This window comes from Pseudomonas extremorientalis, from assembly GCF_024584605.1.
GTDB classification, from domain to species: domain Bacteria; phylum Pseudomonadota; class Gammaproteobacteria; order Pseudomonadales; family Pseudomonadaceae; genus Aquipseudomonas; species Aquipseudomonas extremorientalis.
Genome location: NZ_CP089519.1, coordinates 4593942 through 4611420 on the forward strand (window position 1 = coordinate 4593942; position 17479 = coordinate 4611420).

Annotated in this window: 16 protein-coding genes; all 16 read right to left on the minus strand. The window is 60.9% G+C overall.

Annotated features, from left to right (window positions below):
• Positions 1–2: 2 nt before the first annotated feature.
• Positions 3–452, minus strand: coding sequence for a flagellar export protein FliJ (gene fliJ / locus LUU92_RS20595; RefSeq protein WP_071491280.1), 450 nt, complete (start codon positions 450–452; stop codon positions 3–5).
• 3 nt (positions 453–455) lie between these two features.
• Positions 456–1814, minus strand: a complete 1359-nt coding sequence (gene fliI, locus LUU92_RS20600) for a flagellar protein export ATPase FliI (RefSeq protein WP_071491281.1) — start codon at positions 1812–1814, stop codon at positions 456–458.
• Entirely contained in the window at positions 1804–2568 is a 765-nt protein-coding gene (gene fliH, locus LUU92_RS20605; RefSeq protein WP_257102571.1) for a flagellar assembly protein FliH, read from the minus strand. Before fliH ends, fliI begins: the two co-directional genes overlap by 11 nt.
• Before the next feature lie 10 nt (positions 2569–2578).
• On the minus strand, positions 2579–3598 hold the full coding sequence (fliG, locus tag LUU92_RS20610; RefSeq protein WP_010208743.1) for a flagellar motor switch protein FliG: 1020 nt from the start codon (positions 3596–3598) through the stop codon (positions 2579–2581).
• A complete protein-coding gene (fliF, locus tag LUU92_RS20615; RefSeq protein ID WP_092243027.1) occupies positions 3591–5372 on the minus strand; it encodes a flagellar basal-body MS-ring/collar protein FliF in 1782 nt (593 codons plus the stop codon). Before fliF ends, fliG begins: the two co-directional genes overlap by 8 nt.
• Before the next feature lie 16 nt (positions 5373–5388).
• Positions 5389–5718: a flagellar hook-basal body complex protein FliE gene (fliE, locus tag LUU92_RS20620; protein WP_015885194.1), complete on the minus strand. Its 330-nt coding sequence runs from the start codon at positions 5716–5718 to the stop codon at positions 5389–5391.
• 132 nt (positions 5719–5850) lie between these two features.
• Positions 5851–7227: a sigma-54-dependent transcriptional regulator gene (locus LUU92_RS20625; RefSeq protein ID WP_257102572.1), complete on the minus strand. Its 1377-nt coding sequence runs from the start codon at positions 7225–7227 to the stop codon at positions 5851–5853.
• 6 nt (positions 7228–7233) lie between these two features.
• Entirely contained in the window at positions 7234–8445 is a 1212-nt protein-coding gene (locus LUU92_RS20630) for a sensor histidine kinase (protein ID WP_093514081.1), read from the minus strand.
• 110 nt (positions 8446–8555) lie between these two features.
• Positions 8556–10031 (minus strand): sigma-54 dependent transcriptional regulator, encoded by a 1476-nt coding sequence (locus tag LUU92_RS20635; protein ID WP_071491285.1) that lies wholly within the window; start codon positions 10029–10031, stop codon positions 8556–8558.
• A gap of 170 nt (positions 10032–10201) precedes the next feature.
• On the minus strand, positions 10202–10498 hold the full coding sequence (gene fliT / locus LUU92_RS20640) for a flagellar protein FliT (RefSeq protein WP_071491286.1): 297 nt from the start codon (positions 10496–10498) through the stop codon (positions 10202–10204).
• A gap of 26 nt (positions 10499–10524) precedes the next feature.
• Positions 10525–10929: a flagellar export chaperone FliS gene (gene fliS / locus LUU92_RS20645; RefSeq protein ID WP_058424915.1), complete on the minus strand. Its 405-nt coding sequence runs from the start codon at positions 10927–10929 to the stop codon at positions 10525–10527.
• Between the two features lie 141 nt (positions 10930–11070).
• Positions 11071–12474 (minus strand): flagellar filament capping protein FliD, encoded by a 1404-nt coding sequence (gene fliD, locus LUU92_RS20650; RefSeq protein ID WP_071491287.1) that lies wholly within the window; start codon positions 12472–12474, stop codon positions 11071–11073.
• An 81-nt stretch (positions 12475–12555) separates the two neighbouring features.
• On the minus strand, positions 12556–12906 hold the full coding sequence (locus LUU92_RS20655) for a flagellar protein FlaG (RefSeq protein ID WP_071491288.1): 351 nt from the start codon (positions 12904–12906) through the stop codon (positions 12556–12558).
• 74 nt (positions 12907–12980) lie between these two features.
• Positions 12981–14396 carry a flagellin N-terminal helical domain-containing protein gene (locus tag LUU92_RS20660; RefSeq protein WP_071491539.1) on the minus strand — a complete coding sequence of 472 codons (1416 nt, stop codon included), beginning with the start codon at positions 14394–14396 and terminating at the stop codon, positions 12981–12983.
• A gap of 266 nt (positions 14397–14662) precedes the next feature.
• A complete protein-coding gene (locus LUU92_RS20665) occupies positions 14663–15592 on the minus strand; it encodes a ketoacyl-ACP synthase III (RefSeq protein WP_058424918.1) in 930 nt (309 codons plus the stop codon).
• 276 nt (positions 15593–15868) lie between these two features.
• A complete protein-coding gene (locus tag LUU92_RS20670; RefSeq protein ID WP_071491289.1) occupies positions 15869–17470 on the minus strand; it encodes a flagellar hook-associated protein 3 in 1602 nt (533 codons plus the stop codon).
• Positions 17471–17479: the final 9 nt, after the last annotated feature.

The window sequence follows — 17479 nt, forward strand, 5'->3', positions numbered from 1 at the left end:
CTTCAATAGACGTCTTTGCGCGGCAAGCGCTGGGACAGCTCGTCGAGCAGCTTCTGCTCGCGCTTGTCTTCAAGCGCCCGCGCTTCGTCGATATAGCGCTGCACCAGCTTGCGCAGACCTTCGACCCGGGCAAACGCGGCCTGCCAGCTCTCACGCGCCTTGTCGAGGTTGTTCTGGTGCCACGCCAGGCTTTGGCGCTGCTGGCCGACGGCGGTTTCCAACTGGTTGAGAAAGCCCTGGTAACCCATCAGCCATTGGCCGGACACGCCCTTGCTGCCGCGCTCGATCCATTGCTGCTGGTACTCGCCGCGAAAACGCTCCAGGTCGCCCAGCTTGCTTTCCGCCAGGCGGACTTGCCCCTGGAAGTAACCCAGGCGCTGCACGGCGGTTTTCTCGGCCTTTTCGGCCATGTCCACCACCGGAGCCAGGCGCGCGGCGCGGCTGTTGGCCATGGCTTAGCCGCCCGGTGCCGGGGCGAAGATCGACTGCAGGTGCGCTTCGCTTTCGCCCATGCTGATCTTGTCGTTGAGGCCCTGGCGCAGGTACGTCACCAACTGCGGTTGCAGGGCGATGGCCAGGTCGGTGTCGCGATCACCGCCCGCCACGTAGGCGCCGACGCTGATCAAGTCGCGGCTCTGCTGGTAGCGCGACCACAGCTGCTTGAACTGTTGCGCCCGGGCCATGTGTTCCGGCGTAACCACCGCTGGCATCACCCGGCTGATGGACGCTTCGATGTCGATGGCCGGGTAGTGCCCTTCTTCCGCCAGGCGCCGTGACAGCACAATGTGGCCGTCGAGCACGCCCCGCGCCGAGTCGGCAATCGGGTCCTGCTGGTCATCGCCTTCGGACAATACCGTGTAGAACGCGGTGATCGAGCCACCACCGGCCTCGGCGTTACCGGCGCGCTCCACCAGCTTGGGCAGTTTGGCGAACACCGACGGCGGGTAACCCTTGGTCGCCGGCGGTTCGCCGATGGCCAGGGCGATTTCCCGCTGGGCCTGGGCGAAACGCGTGAGCGAATCCATCAGCAACAGGACGTTCTTGCCCTTGTCGCGGAAATATTCGGCGATGCGCGTGCAGTACATGGCGGCGCGCAACCGCATCAGCGGCGCATCGTCGGCTGGGGAGGCAACCACCACCGAGCGCTTGAGGCCTTCTTCGCCGAGACTGTGCTCGATGAATTCCTTCACCTCGCGGCCCCGTTCGCCGATCAGCCCGACCACGATGATGTCGGCCTCGGTAAAGCGCGTCATCATGCCCAGCAACACCGATTTACCCACGCCGGTACCGGCGAACAGGCCCAGACGCTGGCCACGACCGACCGTCAATAATCCGTTGATGCTGCGAATGCCAACGTCCAGCGGCACGCTGATGGGGTTGCGGTTGAGCGGGTTGATAGTGGGACCGTCCATCGGCACCCAGTCCTCGGCCTTCATGCCGCCCTTGCCGTCCAGCGCACGACCGGCGCCGTCGAGTACGCGACCGAGCATGCTCATGCCCATCGGCAGGCGGCCGGTGTCGGCCAACGGCACCACGCGGGCACCAGGGGCAATGCCCGCCAGGCTGCCCACGGGCATCAGGAAAATCTTGCTACCGGAAAAGCCCATCACTTCGGCTTCGACCTGCACCGGGTGGTAGCTGTCGTCGTTGATCACCATGCAGCGGCTGCCCATGGCGGCGCGCAGGCCTTCGGCCTCAAGGGTCAGGCCGACCATGCGCAGCAGGCGTCCTTCGAGGATCGGCTGGCCGGGCAACTCCGTGGCCTCGGCGTAACCGGCCAGGCGCTTGGCGAAGCTGGTGCGGTCAAGGCGCATCGACGGCGTCCAGGTCCACGCTCAGATCAGGCTCGGCCGGGTGCAGGGCCTGTTCGTGGAGCTGATCAAACAGCTTGGCCATGATCTGGCTGATGCGGGTCTCCACCGTGGCATCGATGCGACTGTGTTCGGTTTCGACGCGGCAACCACCGGGCTGCAACGACGCGTCTTCGACGATGCGCCAGGTTTCTTCATGACGCTCGCGCAGGGCCTTGACCTGTTCGAAATCCTGCGGGTTGATGTACAGCCGCACGTTGCCGACGCCCAGGGGCAGCAGCTTGAGGGCTTCGCGCATCACGCTTTCGATATGACTGGAATCCAGCGCCAATTCGCGCTGGATCACCTGGCGGGCGATGTGCTGTACCAGGTCGACCATGGCCTTTTCGATCTGCGAATCCTGCTCGGCGATGGGGTCGAACAGCGTGCCCATCAAGCGTTCCAGGCTGGCCAGCTTGACGCTCAGGGCCTCTTCGGCCTCCTGGCGAACCTTGAGGGTGGTGCTGCGAAAACCGTCTTTTTCACCCGCCGCGAAGCCTTCGTTGTAGGCCTCCTGGCGGATGGCTTCCAGCTCTTCCAGGGTCAGTGGCTGGACTTCATCCAGTGGCACTTCTTCCATTTCCACCGGAGGTTCTTCGACCGGTTCCGGCTCGAGTTCGGGCACATGCGGGTCGAAGCTGGGCAACGACCAGATGTCGAACCCACCGACGTCCCGTGCGCGAATCAGATCGCTGGGCGCCTCATCTTTGTTCGACATGGGAAGCGCCTTAGATCATTTCTTCGCCGCCCTTCCCGCCGAGAACGATTTCTCCGGCTTCGGCCATACGGCGGGCAATGGTGAGGATTTCTTTCTGCGCGGTTTCCACGTCGCTGACGCGTACCGGGCCCTTGGCTTCCAGGTCGTCGCGCAACAGTTCCGAGGCACGCTTGGACATGTTCTTGAAGATCTTCTCTTTGACGTTTTCGTCCGAACCCTTGAGGGCCAGCACCAGCACGTCCGAGGACACTTCGCGCAGCAACGCCTGGATGCCGCGGTCGTCGACATCGGAGAGGTTGTTGAACACGAACATGAGGTCTTCGATCTGGCCGGACAGGGTGTCGTCGATCTCGCGGATCGAGTCCATCAACTGGCCTTCGACCGAGCTGTCGAGGAAGTTCATGATGTCTGCCGCACGCTTGATACCACCCAGGGTGGTGCGCGAGGCGTTCGAGTTGCCGGAGAACTGCTTCTCCAGAATCGTGTTGAGTTCTTTCAGCGCCGCCGGCTGCACGGTGTTCAGCGACGACACGCGCAGGATGATGTCCAGGCGCACTTTATGGTCGAAGTGGCCGAGCACTTCACCGGCCTGGTCGGGGTCGAGATACGCCACCACGATCGCCTGGATCTGCGGGTGTTCGTAGCGGATCACGTCGGCAACGGCACGCGGCTCCATCCATTTCAGGCTGTCGAGGCCGCTGGTGTTGCCACCGAGCAGGATGCGGTCGATCAGGCCGTTGGCCTTGTCTTCGCCCAGGGCCGAGGTGAGCATCTTGCGGATGTAACTGTCGGAGCCGACGCCCAGGCTGGTCTGGTCGCCGACGATCTCGACGAACTCGCTCATCACCTGCTCGACCTGCTCACGGTGCACATTGCGCATCTGCGCCATGGCCACGCCCACCCGTTGAACCTCTTTGGGCCCCATGTGGCGCAGCACTTGGGCGGCGTCGGTTTCACCCAGGGACAGCAGCAGGACTGCGGCTTTGTCGACCTTGGTGAGCTTGGCAACAGCGGCTCGATTATCACTCATCTGCGTTGATCCACTCTTTCACGACCTGGGCCACACGGCCCGGGTCTTCTGCCACCAGACTCTTGATTGCGTTCAGCTGAGCGTCGTAACCCTCGCTCGGGCTTGGCAACAGGATGCTTTGCGGGCCGCCGAGGCTGACGCGGTCGTTGGCCAGTTCGCCGTCCAGGCCGCCCATGCCACCCAACTCGACGTCGCTGCCACCATAGGCCGCCAGTTGTTTCTTGCCGTTGCCGGTGATGTTGTTGAGCACCGGGCGCAGCACGCCGAACACCAGCACCAGGATGAACAACACACCCAGCACCTGCTTGACGATGTCCCAGAACCACGGCTGCGAGTAGAACGCCGGCTCGGCGATCACTTCGCCACGCTCGGCAGAGAACGGCATGTTGATCACGCTGACGCTGTCACCCCGGCTGGCGTCAAAACCGACGGCGTCCTGCACCAGGCGCGTGAAGCGCGCCAATTCGTCGGCGCTCCATGGGGCACGGGTAACGGCGCCATCGGCGGCATTGACCTTGACCTGGTCATCCACTACCACCGATACCGACAGGCGATTGACGCGGCCTTGTTGCTGCTTGGTATGGCTGATGGAACGGTCGAGTTCGAAGTTCTTGGTCGACTGGTTACGCTTGTCCGCCGGGTACGGCGCGAGCATCGGCTGCCCGGTGGCCGGGTCCATGATCTGTTGGCCATTGGCGTCCAACAGCGGCTGGCCTGGCTGGATGGCGCCAGCGCTGGCCGTAGCGCCACCGGTGGTTTGCGGAGCCGAGGCCGGGGCCGGCGGCTGGTTGCTCAGGGCGCCCGGTACGCCTTGTGGCGGGCCGTTGGCAGCGGTGCGTTGTTCGCTGGTGGACTGCTCGCTGCGCAACGCCGGCTGGTCCGGGTTGAACTGCTCGGAGGTCGATTCGACGGCGCTGAAGTCCACATCGGCGGACACTTCCGCCTTGTAGCGGTCGTTGCCCAGCACCGGCTGCAGGATGTTGTGCACACGCTGGGTCAGCATGCTTTCCACACGGCGGCTGTAGTCGAACTGCTTGCCGGCCTGGGTCAGCGCGGAGTTTTCCGCCTGGTCGGACAGCAGGTTGCCCTTCTGGTCGACCACGGTGATTTGCGACTTGCTCAGCTCAGGCACGCTGGTGGCGACCAGGTTGACGATCGCGAGCACCTGGCCTGGCTCCAGGGAGCGGCCGGCAAACAGTTCCACCAATACCGAGGCACTGGGCTTGCGTTCATCGCGCACAAACACCGAGCTTTTCGGAATGGCCAGGTGCACGCGGGCACCCTTGACGTTGTTCAGGCTGGAGATGGTGCGCGCCAGTTCGCCTTCCAGACCGCGACGGTAGCGGGTGGCTTCCATGAACTGGCTGGTGCCCAGGCCCTGGTCCTTGTCGAGGATTTCGAAACCGATATTGGCGTCGGACGGGGTAACGCCGGCCGCCGCGAGTTTCATGCGTGCACGGGCCACATCGTCGGCCTTGACCAGCAGCGCCCCGGAGTTGGGCTCCACGGTGTAGGCGATGTCGGCGGCGGCCAGGGTTTCCATGATCTGCTTGGAATCCATGCCCGCCAGGCTGCCGTACAGCGGCCGGTAATCCGGTTGCTGCGACCACAGCACCACGGCAAAACCAATCGCCACGCTCGCTGCCAGGCCGACCATCAGGCCCACCTGACGCAACATGGTCATTTCGGAGAGGTTTTCCAGGAACGACAGGCCAAACAGCGGCGGCTTGCCGTCTGCCTTGGCGGGTGCGTTGTCCACGACTGCTTCTGCCATGACTTAAATCTCGTCCTTAAACCGGCATCTGCATGATGTCTTGGTAAGCCTGAACCAGCTTGTTACGCACCTGGGTCAACGCCTGGAACGACACACTGGCCTTTTGCGAGGCGACCATCACATCGGTGAGGTCCACGCCGCTTTTGCCGATCTCGAACGCGTTGGCCAATTGGCTGGAGGCTTGCTGGGTATCACTGACTTTGTTGATGGCCTGGCCGAGCATGTCGGCGAAGCTGCTTTGGCCCAATTCCGGCGCAGGCGCGACGGATTTCGGTTGAGCCATGGCATCCATTTGCATGGAGCGCATATCCAACATCAACCGATTGAACTCAATACCCTGGCTCATGAACTTCTCTCTCCGACAACCCGCATGTTTTTTGACGCTACGCCGCAATTACTAGGTGAAGTAGCAACAAGGGTGCCAGCTCTGGTTCAACTCGTAAGAAAAGGCGACAAACCTTGTCCGCCTTGTTACCGATTATGTGGCGAACAGATACGCCTCGACGTCCATGCCGGCGTCACGCATCTGCGCCAGCTTGTAGCGCAAGGTCCGCGGGCTGATCCCCAGGCGCTCGGCGGCCTCTTTGCGGCGGCCGCGCTCGGCGCGCAGGGTGTCGATGATCATCTGGAATTCGCGACGACGCAGGTCGTCGCCCAACGCACCGGCGGTTTCGGTTTCGACCATCACGGGCGCAGGCGCCAGGGTCGGCAGCGGCGCAACCCCGCTGCCCATGGCCAGGCAGAAATCCTGGGGCTGGATCAGGCCGCCCTGCTGCAGGATCAACGCACGCTGGATGGCGTTGTCCAGTTCCCGGACGTTTCCCGGCCACGGATAGGCGACCAGGCAAGCCTGGGCCTCGGCCGACAGGCGTGCCTGGGCATGCTTCATTTTTTTGACGTGGTTGCCCAGCAGGCGCTCGGCCAGTGGAATGATGTCCGCCGGGCGCTCGCGCAACGGGCGCCAGGCCAGGGGAAAGACCGAGAGACGGTAGAACAAGTCTTCACGGAAGCGCCCCGCCGCCACTTCGCCCGCCAGGTCACGGTTGGTGGTGGCGACCACGCGGATATCCAGCTGGATCGGCTTGCGTGCGCCGACGCGCTCTACTTCGCGCTCTTGCAGCACCCGCAGCAACTTGGCTTGCAGGCCCAGGGGCATCTCGGAAATTTCATCGAGCAAAATCGTGCCGCCATCCGCCTGCTCGAACTTGCCCGCCTGAGCCGCAATAGCGCCGGTGAACGAGCCTTTTTCGTGGCCGAACAGCGTGGCTTCGAGCATGTTGTCGGGGATCGCCGCGCAGTTGATTGCGATAAACGGCTGCTTGGCGCGGGTCGATTGCTGGTGGATGTAGCGGGCCAGCACCTCCTTGCCGGTGCCGGACTCGCCGGAAATCAGCACGGTGGAATCACTGCGCGCCACGCGGGCAGCCAGCTCCAGCAATTGTGCGCTGGCCGGTTCGAAGGCAATCGGACCTTCGCCGTCGCTGGCCGGGACCACGCCCAGGGCATGCCGTGCGACCAGTTCGATCAAGGCTTTGGGTTCGAACGGTTTGACCAGGTAATCCGCCGCACCCTGGCGCATCGCGTCGACTGCACGTTCCACAGCGCCGTGGGCGGTCATCAGCAACACCGGCAACTGTGGCTGACGCGCGCGCAGCACACCGAGCAACTGGTGGCCGTCCATGCCCGGCATGTTCACGTCGCTCACCACCAGGCTGAAGGACTCTTGCTCCACCGCCTCCAAGGCGTCCTCGGCAGAACCGACCGCCCGGTAGTCATGGCCCGCCAACAGCAGCGTGTCAGCCAATGCTTCACGCAGCGCGCGATCGTCTTCCACCAACAGAACCTTGATAGCCATAACCTCTTACTCCGTGCTTGCCGCGCATGAAAACAGCGGCAAGGTCATCAATGCACAGGTGCCACGCCCGACACGGGAATGCAGCTGCAATTCTCCCTGATGGGCACGCGCCACTGCCTTGACCACGGTCAGGCCCAGCCCGGTACCGTTGGTCTTGGTGGTGAAAAAAGGTTCGCCCAGGCGCTGCAATACGGCAGGCTCGATACCGCTGCCGCTGTCGCTGATGCATAGGCGCAGGGTTTGCTCGCGGTTGTACAGGTGCACCTTGAGCCGCGCACCAGGGCCGCTGGCCTGGGTGGCGTTTTCGATCAGGTTGAGCAGCGAACCGACAAGGGTGTCGCGGTTGCACAGCAGCTCGCCGAGATGGCTGTCGCACTGCCAACGCACTTGCACGTCTTGAATGTGGGTGGCAGCCGCCGCTTGCAGCGCCTGCATCAACTCGGTAGGCGTGATGCGGTCGGTCAGCGGCAATTCACCACGGGCAAACACCAGCATGTCGCGCACCTGGTGCTCCAACTCATGCAGGCGCTCCTTGAGGCGCCCGGCAAAACGCTGGTGAGTGGCCGCGGGCAATTGTTCGTCAGTCAAATGACTGGCGTAGATCAACGCCGCCGACAGTGGCGTGCGGATCTGATGCGCCAGGGAAGCGACCATGCGCCCCAGCGAGGACAAACGTTCGTGGCGCGCCAATTGATCTTGCAGGTGACGGGTTTCAGTCAGGTCGTTGAGCAGCACCAACTGGCCCGGCTCCGCGTCCAGGGCGCGCGTGGCGATGGACAAGCGGCGACCGTCCTTGAGCGAAATTTCATGGCCATCGTCTTCACGCGGCGCAAAGCAGCGGGTGATTACGTGACGCCACAGCTCGCCTTCCAGAGGCAGGCCAAGCATGTCACAGGCCGCCGGGTTGGCTTCACGCACGCGGCCTTCTTCGTCGATGACGATCACGCCACCGGGCAACAGCGACAGCAGGTTTTGCAGGCGGTTGGCCAGGCGCTCCTTCTCGGCCAACTCTTCCATGCGCTGGGCACTGACCACCGCCAACTCGCCCTTGAGCTCCGAAACACGGGCTTCGAGCAGACTGTAGGAATCGGTCAATTGGCTGGACATCTGGTTGAACAGCGAAAACGCCTGCTCCAGGCCCTGGCGGCTTTGCTGTTCTACAGAGGGAACCAGGCCTGCAATGGCAGGACTGGAAGAATGTTGGGCGGCGTGGGGCATCATGCTCTCTCGCTTGGCTGACCGTCAGTTAAACGGAACGTTGCGAGGGCTGTAGCAATACCCGTGCCGAAAAAAAACCACTGAAGTTTCAGTGGTTTAAAAAACAGGCGTCAATCATCCGCCTGTTCGTCACCTTCTTTGCGGCTCATGCCGTACTTGCGCATCTTCTCCACCAGGGTAGTGCGACGGATGCGCAGGCGCTCGGCGGCACGCGCGACGATGCCGTTGGCATCGTCCAGAGCCTGCTGGATCAGGCCTTGTTCCAGGTTGCCGAGGTAGTCCTTCAGGTCCAGGCCTTCGGGCGGCAGCATAGCGGTAGAGCCGAAGTCCGGGGTATGACCGTTGATGGCCACCCGTTCTTCCAGGTCGCTGCGCAGGCTGTCGACCAGTTGCTCGTCTTCGTCGTCGACGTAGCGGAATTTCTTCGGCAGCTCGACCACGCCGATCACACCGTAGGGGTGCATGATCGCCATGCGCTCCACCAGGTTGGCCAGCTCGCGCACGTTGCCCGGCCAACCGTGGCGGCACAGGGACATGATCGCGGCGGAATTGAAACGGATCGAACCGCGCTTTTCGTGCTCCATGCGCGAGATCAGTTCGTTCATCAGCAAAGGGATGTCCTCCACGCGCTCGCGCAGCGGGGCCATCTCGATCGGGAATACGTTGAGGCGGTAGTACAGGTCTTCGCGGAAGCTGCCGACCTCGATCATGCTTTCGAGGTTCTTGTGGGTGGCCGCGATGATGCGCACGTCGACGCTCTGGGTCTTGTTGCTGCCCACGCGCTCGAAGGTACGCTCCTGCAACACGCGCAGCAGCTTGACCTGCATCGGCAGCGGCATGTCGCCGATCTCGTCGAGGAACAGGGTGCCGCCGTTGGCCAGCTCGAAACGCCCGGCACGGCTGGTGATCGCCCCGGTAAAGGCGCCCTTCTCGTGGCCGAACAATTCGCTTTCCAGCAGCTCTGCCGGAATCGCCCCGCAGTTGACCGGCACAAAGGGCCCGTCGCGGCGCTTGGAGTGATAGTGCAGGTTGCGCGCAACCACTTCCTTGCCGGTGCCCGACTCGCCGAGGATCAACACGCTGGCGTCGGTATCGGCCACTTGCTGCATCATCTGGCGCACGTGCTGGATGGCGCGGCTGGTGCCGACCAGGCTGCGGAACAGGTTGGGTTCGCGATGGCGACCGCGCTCGCGGGCCTGGTCGTACATCTCGCGATAGACCTGGGCACGGTGCAGGGAGTCGAGCAATTTGCTGTAGCTGGGCGGCATTTCAAGGGTGGAAAGCACCCGGCGGCGCTGGTCTTCTGGCAGTTCGACAGAAGAAATATCGCCCATCAGCAACACGGGAAGGAACTCATCCCAGGTTGACAGTGTCTTTAACAAGCCCAAAACAGCGCCAGGAGCGTTTACCGTCCCGATCAGCACACAAATGACTTCACGGCTCGATGACAATGAGCTGACCGCCTGCTGCCAGTCATGGCTGCCGCAGGGCAAATTTTCTTCGCCAAGAAAATTCAAAATCACCGCTAAATCGCGGCGGCGGACGCTATCGTCATCAATCAGCAGAATTTTGGTTTCACGCCACATGCAATAGCAACTTCCCTAGTAAAACTTCCTGCCCCGAAGTGAGGGCAATCGAGACGCCTGTACGACTTTGTACCTTACTAGACGTCTGAAATCTGAAAACAGCACTAGTTAAGTCAAAAATGCTGGCACAGTCAAATATATGACGCGCCCATCGGACCAACTGCGGCTCTTCAGCCGAACAGATGGTAAACCTTTGACGCATTTTTCGCTTGGTTGATCTGCGACATCTCCTCGAAAATCGCCTGCCGCTCGCCCGTCGTCACCTCGAGCAATTGCTGGTAAACCGCCAGCAGCCCCTCAAGCTTTTCGCGCAACGCATCCTCGTCTACCGGCGCTTCGCTGAGCACCTCGTCGATGACATGACGACAGCCCAGGTCCAGTTCGCCGATGGCGTCCCAGTTGCGGTCCGCCAGCGCGCCCATCAGCGCCTCACGGGTTTCATCAATGCGTTGCAATGCTTGGCTCATGACGTGCTCCTCAAGGCCGCTTGGCCTTATTGTGCAGCGCCTTGTGGCGCGCCGATGGCATCCCAGCCTTCTTTCACGGTAATCAGCAAACGGGCGACTTCGTCAATCATGTCGGCGTCGTTGTGCAGATTGGCCTCCATCAAACGGTTGGTCATGTACACGTACAGACCTTCCAGTTGCTGAACGTATTCCTTGTTGTCGCTTTTTTCCGCGCTCAGGCCATCACGAAGCCCGATGAGGATGTCGGCGGCCTTGCCCAGCATCAGGCCCTTCGCGGCGATATCACCACGCGCCAACGCACCTTTGGCCTGCGCCATACGGTCGAGCCCACCCTCCATCAGCATTTGCACCAGGCGGTGCGGGCTGGCTTCGGAGATCTGGGCATGGGAATTGACCTTCTGGTATTGGCGAAGGGCTCTCATGGGATTCATTTTTCTACCTCGTGACAGGCAACAGCGAGATGGGTTGCAGTAACCATTATGTCGACTGGATCGCAAAAAACTTTAACCCGTCGGCCTTATGAAGAACAAAGCCCAGGTCAATGGACCCGGGCTTTTTCAATCCGCATTCAATCAGCTATCACTGCTTTGTGATTTGCTGATGGCATTTAGCGTACCGAGGATACTGTTGCTCTGCTGGCGCAGTTGCGCCACCAGCGTATCCATGGCGGTGTACTTGCGGGTCAAGGCGTCTTGCATGGTGGTGAGGCGATCATCCAGGGCGACCTGCTGTTTGTTCAGGTCTTTGAGGCTGTCCGACAAGGATGCCGAACGCGTCGCCAGAATCCCCGTACTGGCCTTGGCATAACCATCGGTCGCCGCTGTCAGGCGCGCAAGCAAACCGTTCTTGCCACTGAAAATACTGTTGATGTCGGCAGCGTTGGTCAGTACGGCCTTGTCCCACTGCTTGGCATCGATGCTCAGCGCGCCGGTGTCCTGGTCGGTGGTAACACCGAACTGGGCCAGGGATTTCAAGGTGCCGTTGCCGGACAATGCGTTGAACTCGTTGCGGATCGCCGCCTGCAAGGTGCGCATGGTCGAGTCGCCGGTCAAGGTGGCGGCGACGGAGTTACCGGCGGCATCCTTGGTCACCTTGGTCTCGGCGTTCATCGCCTTGAGCAGGGCGTTGTAGGTGTCGACGAAGCCCTTGACCCCGGACTTGAGGGCGGTGGTGCTGGTGCTGACGGAAATGGTCAAAGCATTGCGAGCCGTAGACGCGGTATCCGAAGGCGTGGTCAAGGGCGACACAGAGAGCAACTTGATACTTACACCACTCACTGCATCCGTGATGCTGTTGGTCTTGGACTCTGCAGCAATACCGTCAATGGTGTACTTGGCGTTCTTCGGCTCGCTGACCACTGTGTAACCGGTATCAATCCCCGAGTTGCCCGACATCGTCAGATCGGAACCAACACCGGAGTTGGTGGAGGTCAGGATAAGACGCGAACCGTTGGAGTCGGTAAGGATGTTGGCACTCAGGCCTGCGGTGCCGAACTGCGAGTTGATCGAGTCACGCACCTGTTGCAGGGTCGCGCCGGCCGGCACCTTCAGGTCGAAGTTCTTGCCCGACTGGCTGATCGTCAGCGTCGTTGGGGTGGTGCCACTGTTCACGACCGTCGACTGGCCACCGGCGAAGCTCTTGGTCGACAGCTTCGACGGCGTCGCCAACTGGTTGACGACCAGCGAGAAGCTACCGCTCGCCGCACCCTGGTTGGCCGTCATGGTGGCGACCTTCTCGTCCGAAGACGTACCGGTCAAGCCACTGAAGCTGTTATCGGTGCCCATGTTGGCCAGCGCACCCCGGAAGGCATCCAGGGCTGCCTGGATCTTGCCGATCGACGACAGCTGGGTGGTTGCCTTTTGCGACTGGATGTTGATCTGAGCCTGCTTAGGCGCTCGCTCGGCATCCACCAGGGATTTCACAATCGCCTGAGTGTCGAAACCCGACCCCACGCCGGTAATCGTTGTACCCGCCATCATCTTTCTCCTGTTCCGGTGGCTGCCGTTATCTTGACGACTAGCGCTTCAAGCGGTGACAGCAACAAGTTTCATGCCAGTTCACGCCTTGTCGTCAAACAACACATGACTGGCGCTGGCCAGACTCTGTGCCAGTTTCAAGGCCGTTTCCGAAGGAATCTGTCGGATCACTTCACCGGTGTCGGTGGCAATGACCTTGACCACAACCCTATGGGTGGAATCGTCAATGGAAAAGTCCAGGTTGCGCTGGGCCGCTTGTACGAATTCTTTAATATCGGTGACCGCTTTTTCCAGGCTGTCCTTTTGGGACTTGCCTGCGGTTGGCGCGGCCGCTTCAACCTTAGTCTTGTCTTTATCCGCAACCACAGGTGCCGGCGAGCCTTGAGGGGCCAGCGGCGGATAAGACAAGTTCAGTTTTACACTCATGTCCATGCCCAATCTCCTCTGATTGGAAAAGACGAAAGGGCACGTAAACGCGCCCTTCCGTCATTCACCACGTGCCGCTATTACTGAAGCAGCTTCAGTACAGCGGATGGCAGTTGGTTAGCCTGCGACAGGATCGCAGTGGAAGCCGACTGCAGGGTTTGCTGCTTGGTCAGTTCAGCGGCTTCGGAAGCGAAGTCGACGTCCTGAACGGTGGAGCGGGCAGCGGTGCTGTTTTTCTGGATGTTGGACAGGTTGTCTACAGTGCTGGTCAGACGGTTCTGTACCGCACCCAGGCCCGAACGGGAGCTGGAGATGGTAGCGATAGCCTGGTCGATCACGGACACAGCGTTCTGGGCCTTGGTGGCGTCAGTCACGTCGGTTTGCGAAACGGCGGTCTTGGTCGAAGCAGCCGAAGTAGCGGCACCGAAGATACCGGTCACACCAGCGCCTTCCAGGGAGTAACCCTTGGCGGAGTCCATGTTCACAGCACCGGTAGCGATGATGCCGTCAGCCAGGGCAGTAGCAGTGCCGTAGGTGCCCGAACCGTCTTTGGTGGCAACAGTGATGGTGCCGGCAGCGGTCGAAGCGCTGAAGGCCAGGTTTTCACCGGTGTCGGATTTAACCGACAGAGTGCCTTTGGACTGGTCGTAGTTAACGCTGATGCCCAGTTTGGCGGAGTTGGACTTCAACTGATCAGCCAGGCTGGCAGTGTCGGTGACGCCGACGAACGTGGTGGCTTGGCCGCCAACGGTCATGGTGAACGAAGCTGGAGCGGTAGCAGCACCGGCGCCAACTACAAACTGAGCTTCAGTGCTGGCGGTAGCGTTCAGGCCACCGATGGCGCCGTTCAGTTGTGCGGCGATGGTTTTAGCGGAAGCAGCAGCTGCTACAGTGACGTTGGCAGTCTGGCCGTTACCGGTTACTGCGATTGCGCCGCCAGCTACACCAGCACCTGGAGCGATACCGATGCTCTTGATTTGCTGCGAACCGATGTTGTTGGCAGCAACGTTGTCCAGGGACAGGTTGATGGTTTCGTTAGCGTTGGCGCCAACCTGGATCGACTTGGTACCGTACGAACCGTCCAGCAGCTTCTGGCCACCGAAAGTAGTGGTCTGGGCGATACGGGTCAGTTCCGAAGTCAGGGCCTGGTATTCGTCGTTGTTCGACTTACGGTCGTCGGTGCTCAGGGAGCCGGTCGCCGAGGACAGAGCCAGGGTACGCATTTTTTGCAGAATGTCGGTCGAAGCCTGCATTGCGCCTTCAGCAGTCTGCGCGATGGAGATACCATCGTTGGCGTTCTTTACAGCTTGACCCAGGCCGTTGATCTGGCTGGTCATACGGGTGGCGATACCCAGGCCGGCGGCGTCGTCTTTAGCGCTGTTGATACGCAGGCCGGAAGACAGGCGCTGCATGGAAGTGGCCAGGGCGCCGCCAGCTTTGTTCAGGTTGCCCTGAGTAGTGATCGAAGCAATGTTGGTGTTTACTGTTAAAGCCATGACGAAATCCTCGTTGGATGGATACTGCGGCTTCCGGCCCTGGCAACCGCCGGGTGTGGCCTGAGAACCTACGTAATAGTTATCGTCGTGGTAGCCGGTTGCTTGAGGATTTTTTTCGATTTTTTTGCTGGCGTCGTGCCACTCCTTGCAATTCAAGGGCTTACGCAGGCAAAAAAGCCCGATTTCATTGGGTTTTCTGGCGCCAAATAAAAAACGCCGATGCTCTTTCAAGCATCGGCGTTTTTTTGTGCTACCGGTTCAAGGTGTCACGGGCGATAGAGAATCGCCGAGCCCCACGACAGGCCCACACCAAAACCGCTGATGGCCACGCGTTTCCAGGTGGCGTCCATCACATGCTTTTCCAGCAGCAGCGGAATGCTCGACGACACCGTGTTGCCGGTCTCGACCATGTCCTTGATGAACTTGTCCACCGGCGCATCTTCAAAACGACGCGCTACGGCGTCGACAATCGCCGCACTGCCCTGGTGAATGCAGAAGGCATCGATGTCGTCGGCCTTTAGGTCCGACTCATCGAGCAGCTCATGCAAATGCGCCGGCACCTTGAGCAAGGCGAAGTTGAACACTTGGCGGCCGTTCATGAAGAACACACCGTCGCTGACCTTCAGGTGCGGGGCGCCGGAACCGTCGGTGCCGAACTTGGACTTGCCGAGCAACCACGGCGCATCTTCGCCCATCCAGGTGGCGGTGGCGGCATCGCCGAACAGCATGGTGGTGTTGCGGTCTTCCGGGTCGACGATCTTCGAATACGGGTCGGCAGTGACCAGCAGGCCATTCTTCAGGCCAGCGGCTTCCATGAAACCCTTCATCGCGTAGATGCCGTAGACGTAGCCGGAACAGCCCAGGGAAATATCGAAGGCTGCAACGTGGGTCGGCAGGCCGAGCTTGTCCTGGACGATGGCAGCCGTGTGCGGCAGGCCCTCTTCATCGCCGTTCTGGGTGACGACGATCAGCGCGTCGATGGACTCGCGTTTCAGATCCGGGTTGTTGGCAAACAAAGCGTTGACCGCCTCGACACACAGATCGGAGGTTTCCTGCGCGGCTTCCTTGCGCGGCAGGAACGCCGACCCGATCTTGCCAATGATGAATTCTTCATCCTTGGCGAATTTGGCACCCTGGGCGTAGTTATCGATCCCGTCTGCCGGCACGTAACTGGCGATGCTTTTTATGCCAATCATTGTGGCTTCCCAATACTAAATAGCTGGAGAACACCCCAGGGACTACGCCCGGAGTGCTGACAATAAAGGGGATAACCCCATAAAAATCCCGCTGAAAGCCGCCACGCAAGGACCCTGTGACGACTTATCCTTTTCACACGATACAGTGAAGATGCGCTTTATGACTCACAGGTCACTCAATTTTGTGTGCTTTATGCAAAACCTTCAAACAATTAAGTCCCAAAAACGACAACGGCCCGCCCTGTTTCCAGGGCGGGCCGCTTGACATGAAGCCACTTACATCTTGTTGAACAGGCTCAACTGCGAGATTTTCACGAACGCCAGCTGGGAGGCTTGCAGCATGGTCTGTTGCAGAGCCAGGTTGATGGCCGCTTCACCCATGTCGATGTTAGCCAGATCGCTCATCGTGCTGGTCGTAGCAATGCTGATGCTCGAATTCTCAGTGGCCTGGATCTCCAAGGCATTCTGCCGCGCCCCGACGGACCCCCGCACATTGACGATCTGGGACATCGAATTGGCCAGGTTGGCGATGCTCGAATCAATGGCATCCTTGAGCTTGACCGTCGCTGCCGGATTGCCGTCGGCCGGTGCCTCCAGCGCCTTGCGCAATTGGCCAAGCGTATCCAGCGCATTCTGGGTCTTCTGGGTGTTGGCACCCACCGAGAACTGATCGCCTGGCTGCGGCGGGCCGCTGCTCACGTCAAACGTCACGCCGGCCGCCGTCACCGTGGTACCGCCACCGGTATCGCCAGTGGCGATCGCCTTGCTGGCGCTCGAATAGGGTTGGGCATACACCTCATAGGCCGTTGCGCTGGTGAACTTGATGATCGCCCCGCTGTTGGACGGGAACGTGCTGGCATAGTCCGCCTGGTTGGTGACCTGCGCGCCGGTCAGCTGTGCGCTCGACGTATTGCTCGGCGTGCGCGACACGCTGAACGTGTCCGGCTTGGCCTCCAGGCTGAAGGTACGGTCCTTGACCAACGCATCGGAGTTGGCGCCCGGCGCCACGTCCCCGAGGTTCATGGTGATGTCGAATTTCACCCCCCGCAGTGCAACGCTGGTGCTGCCTTCCTTGGTGGCGTCGAACGTGCCATTGCCCGGTATCTCGGAAGTCACGTCATTGCCGTTCTTGTCAGACACCTTGTATTGCGTGCTGCTGGTAAACGTCAGCTTGTAAGGCTGGCCGTCGGCGAATTTGTTGGCGTAGTCGCCGCTCGATGTCACCAGCCCGGCCGAAAGCGCCACCTTGTGGTCATTGACCGTAGGCGGCACGGTCTGCGGGTTCGGCGCAACCCAGGGGGCCTGGGTGCGACCGGCGTTGGCCGCGCCTTCAAGGATGGTCTTGCCGGTATCACCCGCGCTGACATTCAGCGTATTGGAAATCTGCAGGCTCAGCGGGGTTTCATCCCCCTGGTAGCTGTAGGTGCCATCGTTGTTGCGCGCATACGGCGGCGTCTGGGTCTTGGAGCCGGAAAACAAGTAGTTGCCGGCCGAGTCCTTGCTGTTGAGCAGGCCCAGGACCTGATCTTCAATCGCACCGACCTCACTGGCAATCGAGCGACGATCAGCATCACTGCCGACACCACCGGCCTTGAGTGCCAGCTCCGTGGCACGCTGCATGGCTTCACTGATCGCACCTAAAACACTCTCTTCGTTAGTCAGCGAGTTTTTCAAGCTGGTGATGTTGCCAGTGGACTGGGCCACCATGTCTTTCTGCTGCTGCAGCATCAACAACCGCGCCGCCGCCACAGGATCATCCGCGGCGGTCTGTACGCGCACACCGGAACTGGCCTGGTCCTGGGCCTTCACCACACCCGAATAGTTATCCGAATACTTGGCGGAACTGGTCTCGAAATACTGCTGTGTAGAAATACGCATCGTCCCAGG

What these genes read in the sequence shown, in the direction of transcription:
- fliI (WP_071491281.1), bottom strand. Translation starts at nt 1,814, where the DNA reads ATGCGCCTTGACCGCACCAGCTTCGCCAAGCGCCTGGCCGGTTACGCC.
- fliE (WP_015885194.1), bottom strand. Translation starts at nt 5,718, where the DNA reads ATGAGCCAGGGTATTGAGTTCAATCGGTTGATGTTGGATATGCGCTCC.
- LUU92_RS20665 (WP_058424918.1), bottom strand. Translation starts at nt 15,592, where the DNA reads ATGATTGGCATAAAAAGCATCGCCAGTTACGTGCCGGCAGACGGGATC.
- fliF (WP_092243027.1), bottom strand. Translation starts at nt 5,372, where the DNA reads ATGGCAGAAGCAGTCGTGGACAACGCACCCGCCAAGGCAGACGGCAAG.
- fliT (WP_071491286.1), bottom strand. Translation starts at nt 10,498, where the DNA reads ATGAGCCAAGCATTGCAACGCATTGATGAAACCCGTGAGGCGCTGATG.
- LUU92_RS20670 (WP_071491289.1), bottom strand. Translation starts at nt 17,470, where the DNA reads ATGCGTATTTCTACACAGCAGTATTTCGAGACCAGTTCCGCCAAGTAT.
- LUU92_RS20630 (WP_093514081.1), bottom strand. Translation starts at nt 8,445, where the DNA reads ATGCCCCACGCCGCCCAACATTCTTCCAGTCCTGCCATTGCAGGCCTG.
- LUU92_RS20655 (WP_071491288.1), bottom strand. Translation starts at nt 12,906, where the DNA reads ATGGACATGAGTGTAAAACTGAACTTGTCTTATCCGCCGCTGGCCCCT.
- fliH (WP_257102571.1), bottom strand. Translation starts at nt 2,568, where the DNA reads ATGTCGAACAAAGATGAGGCGCCCAGCGATCTGATTCGCGCACGGGAC.
- fliS (WP_058424915.1), bottom strand. Translation starts at nt 10,929, where the DNA reads ATGAATCCCATGAGAGCCCTTCGCCAATACCAGAAGGTCAATTCCCAT.
- fliJ (WP_071491280.1), bottom strand. Translation starts at nt 452, where the DNA reads ATGGCCAACAGCCGCGCCGCGCGCCTGGCTCCGGTGGTGGACATGGCC.
- fliD (WP_071491287.1), bottom strand. Translation starts at nt 12,474, where the DNA reads ATGGCGGGTACAACGATTACCGGCGTGGGGTCGGGTTTCGACACTCAG.
- LUU92_RS20635 (WP_071491285.1), bottom strand. Translation starts at nt 10,031, where the DNA reads ATGTGGCGTGAAACCAAAATTCTGCTGATTGATGACGATAGCGTCCGC.
- LUU92_RS20625 (WP_257102572.1), bottom strand. Translation starts at nt 7,227, where the DNA reads ATGGCTATCAAGGTTCTGTTGGTGGAAGACGATCGCGCGCTGCGTGAA.
- fliG (WP_010208743.1), bottom strand. Translation starts at nt 3,598, where the DNA reads ATGAGTGATAATCGAGCCGCTGTTGCCAAGCTCACCAAGGTCGACAAA.
- LUU92_RS20660 (WP_071491539.1), bottom strand. Translation starts at nt 14,396, where the DNA reads ATGGCTTTAACAGTAAACACCAACATTGCTTCGATCACTACTCAGGGC.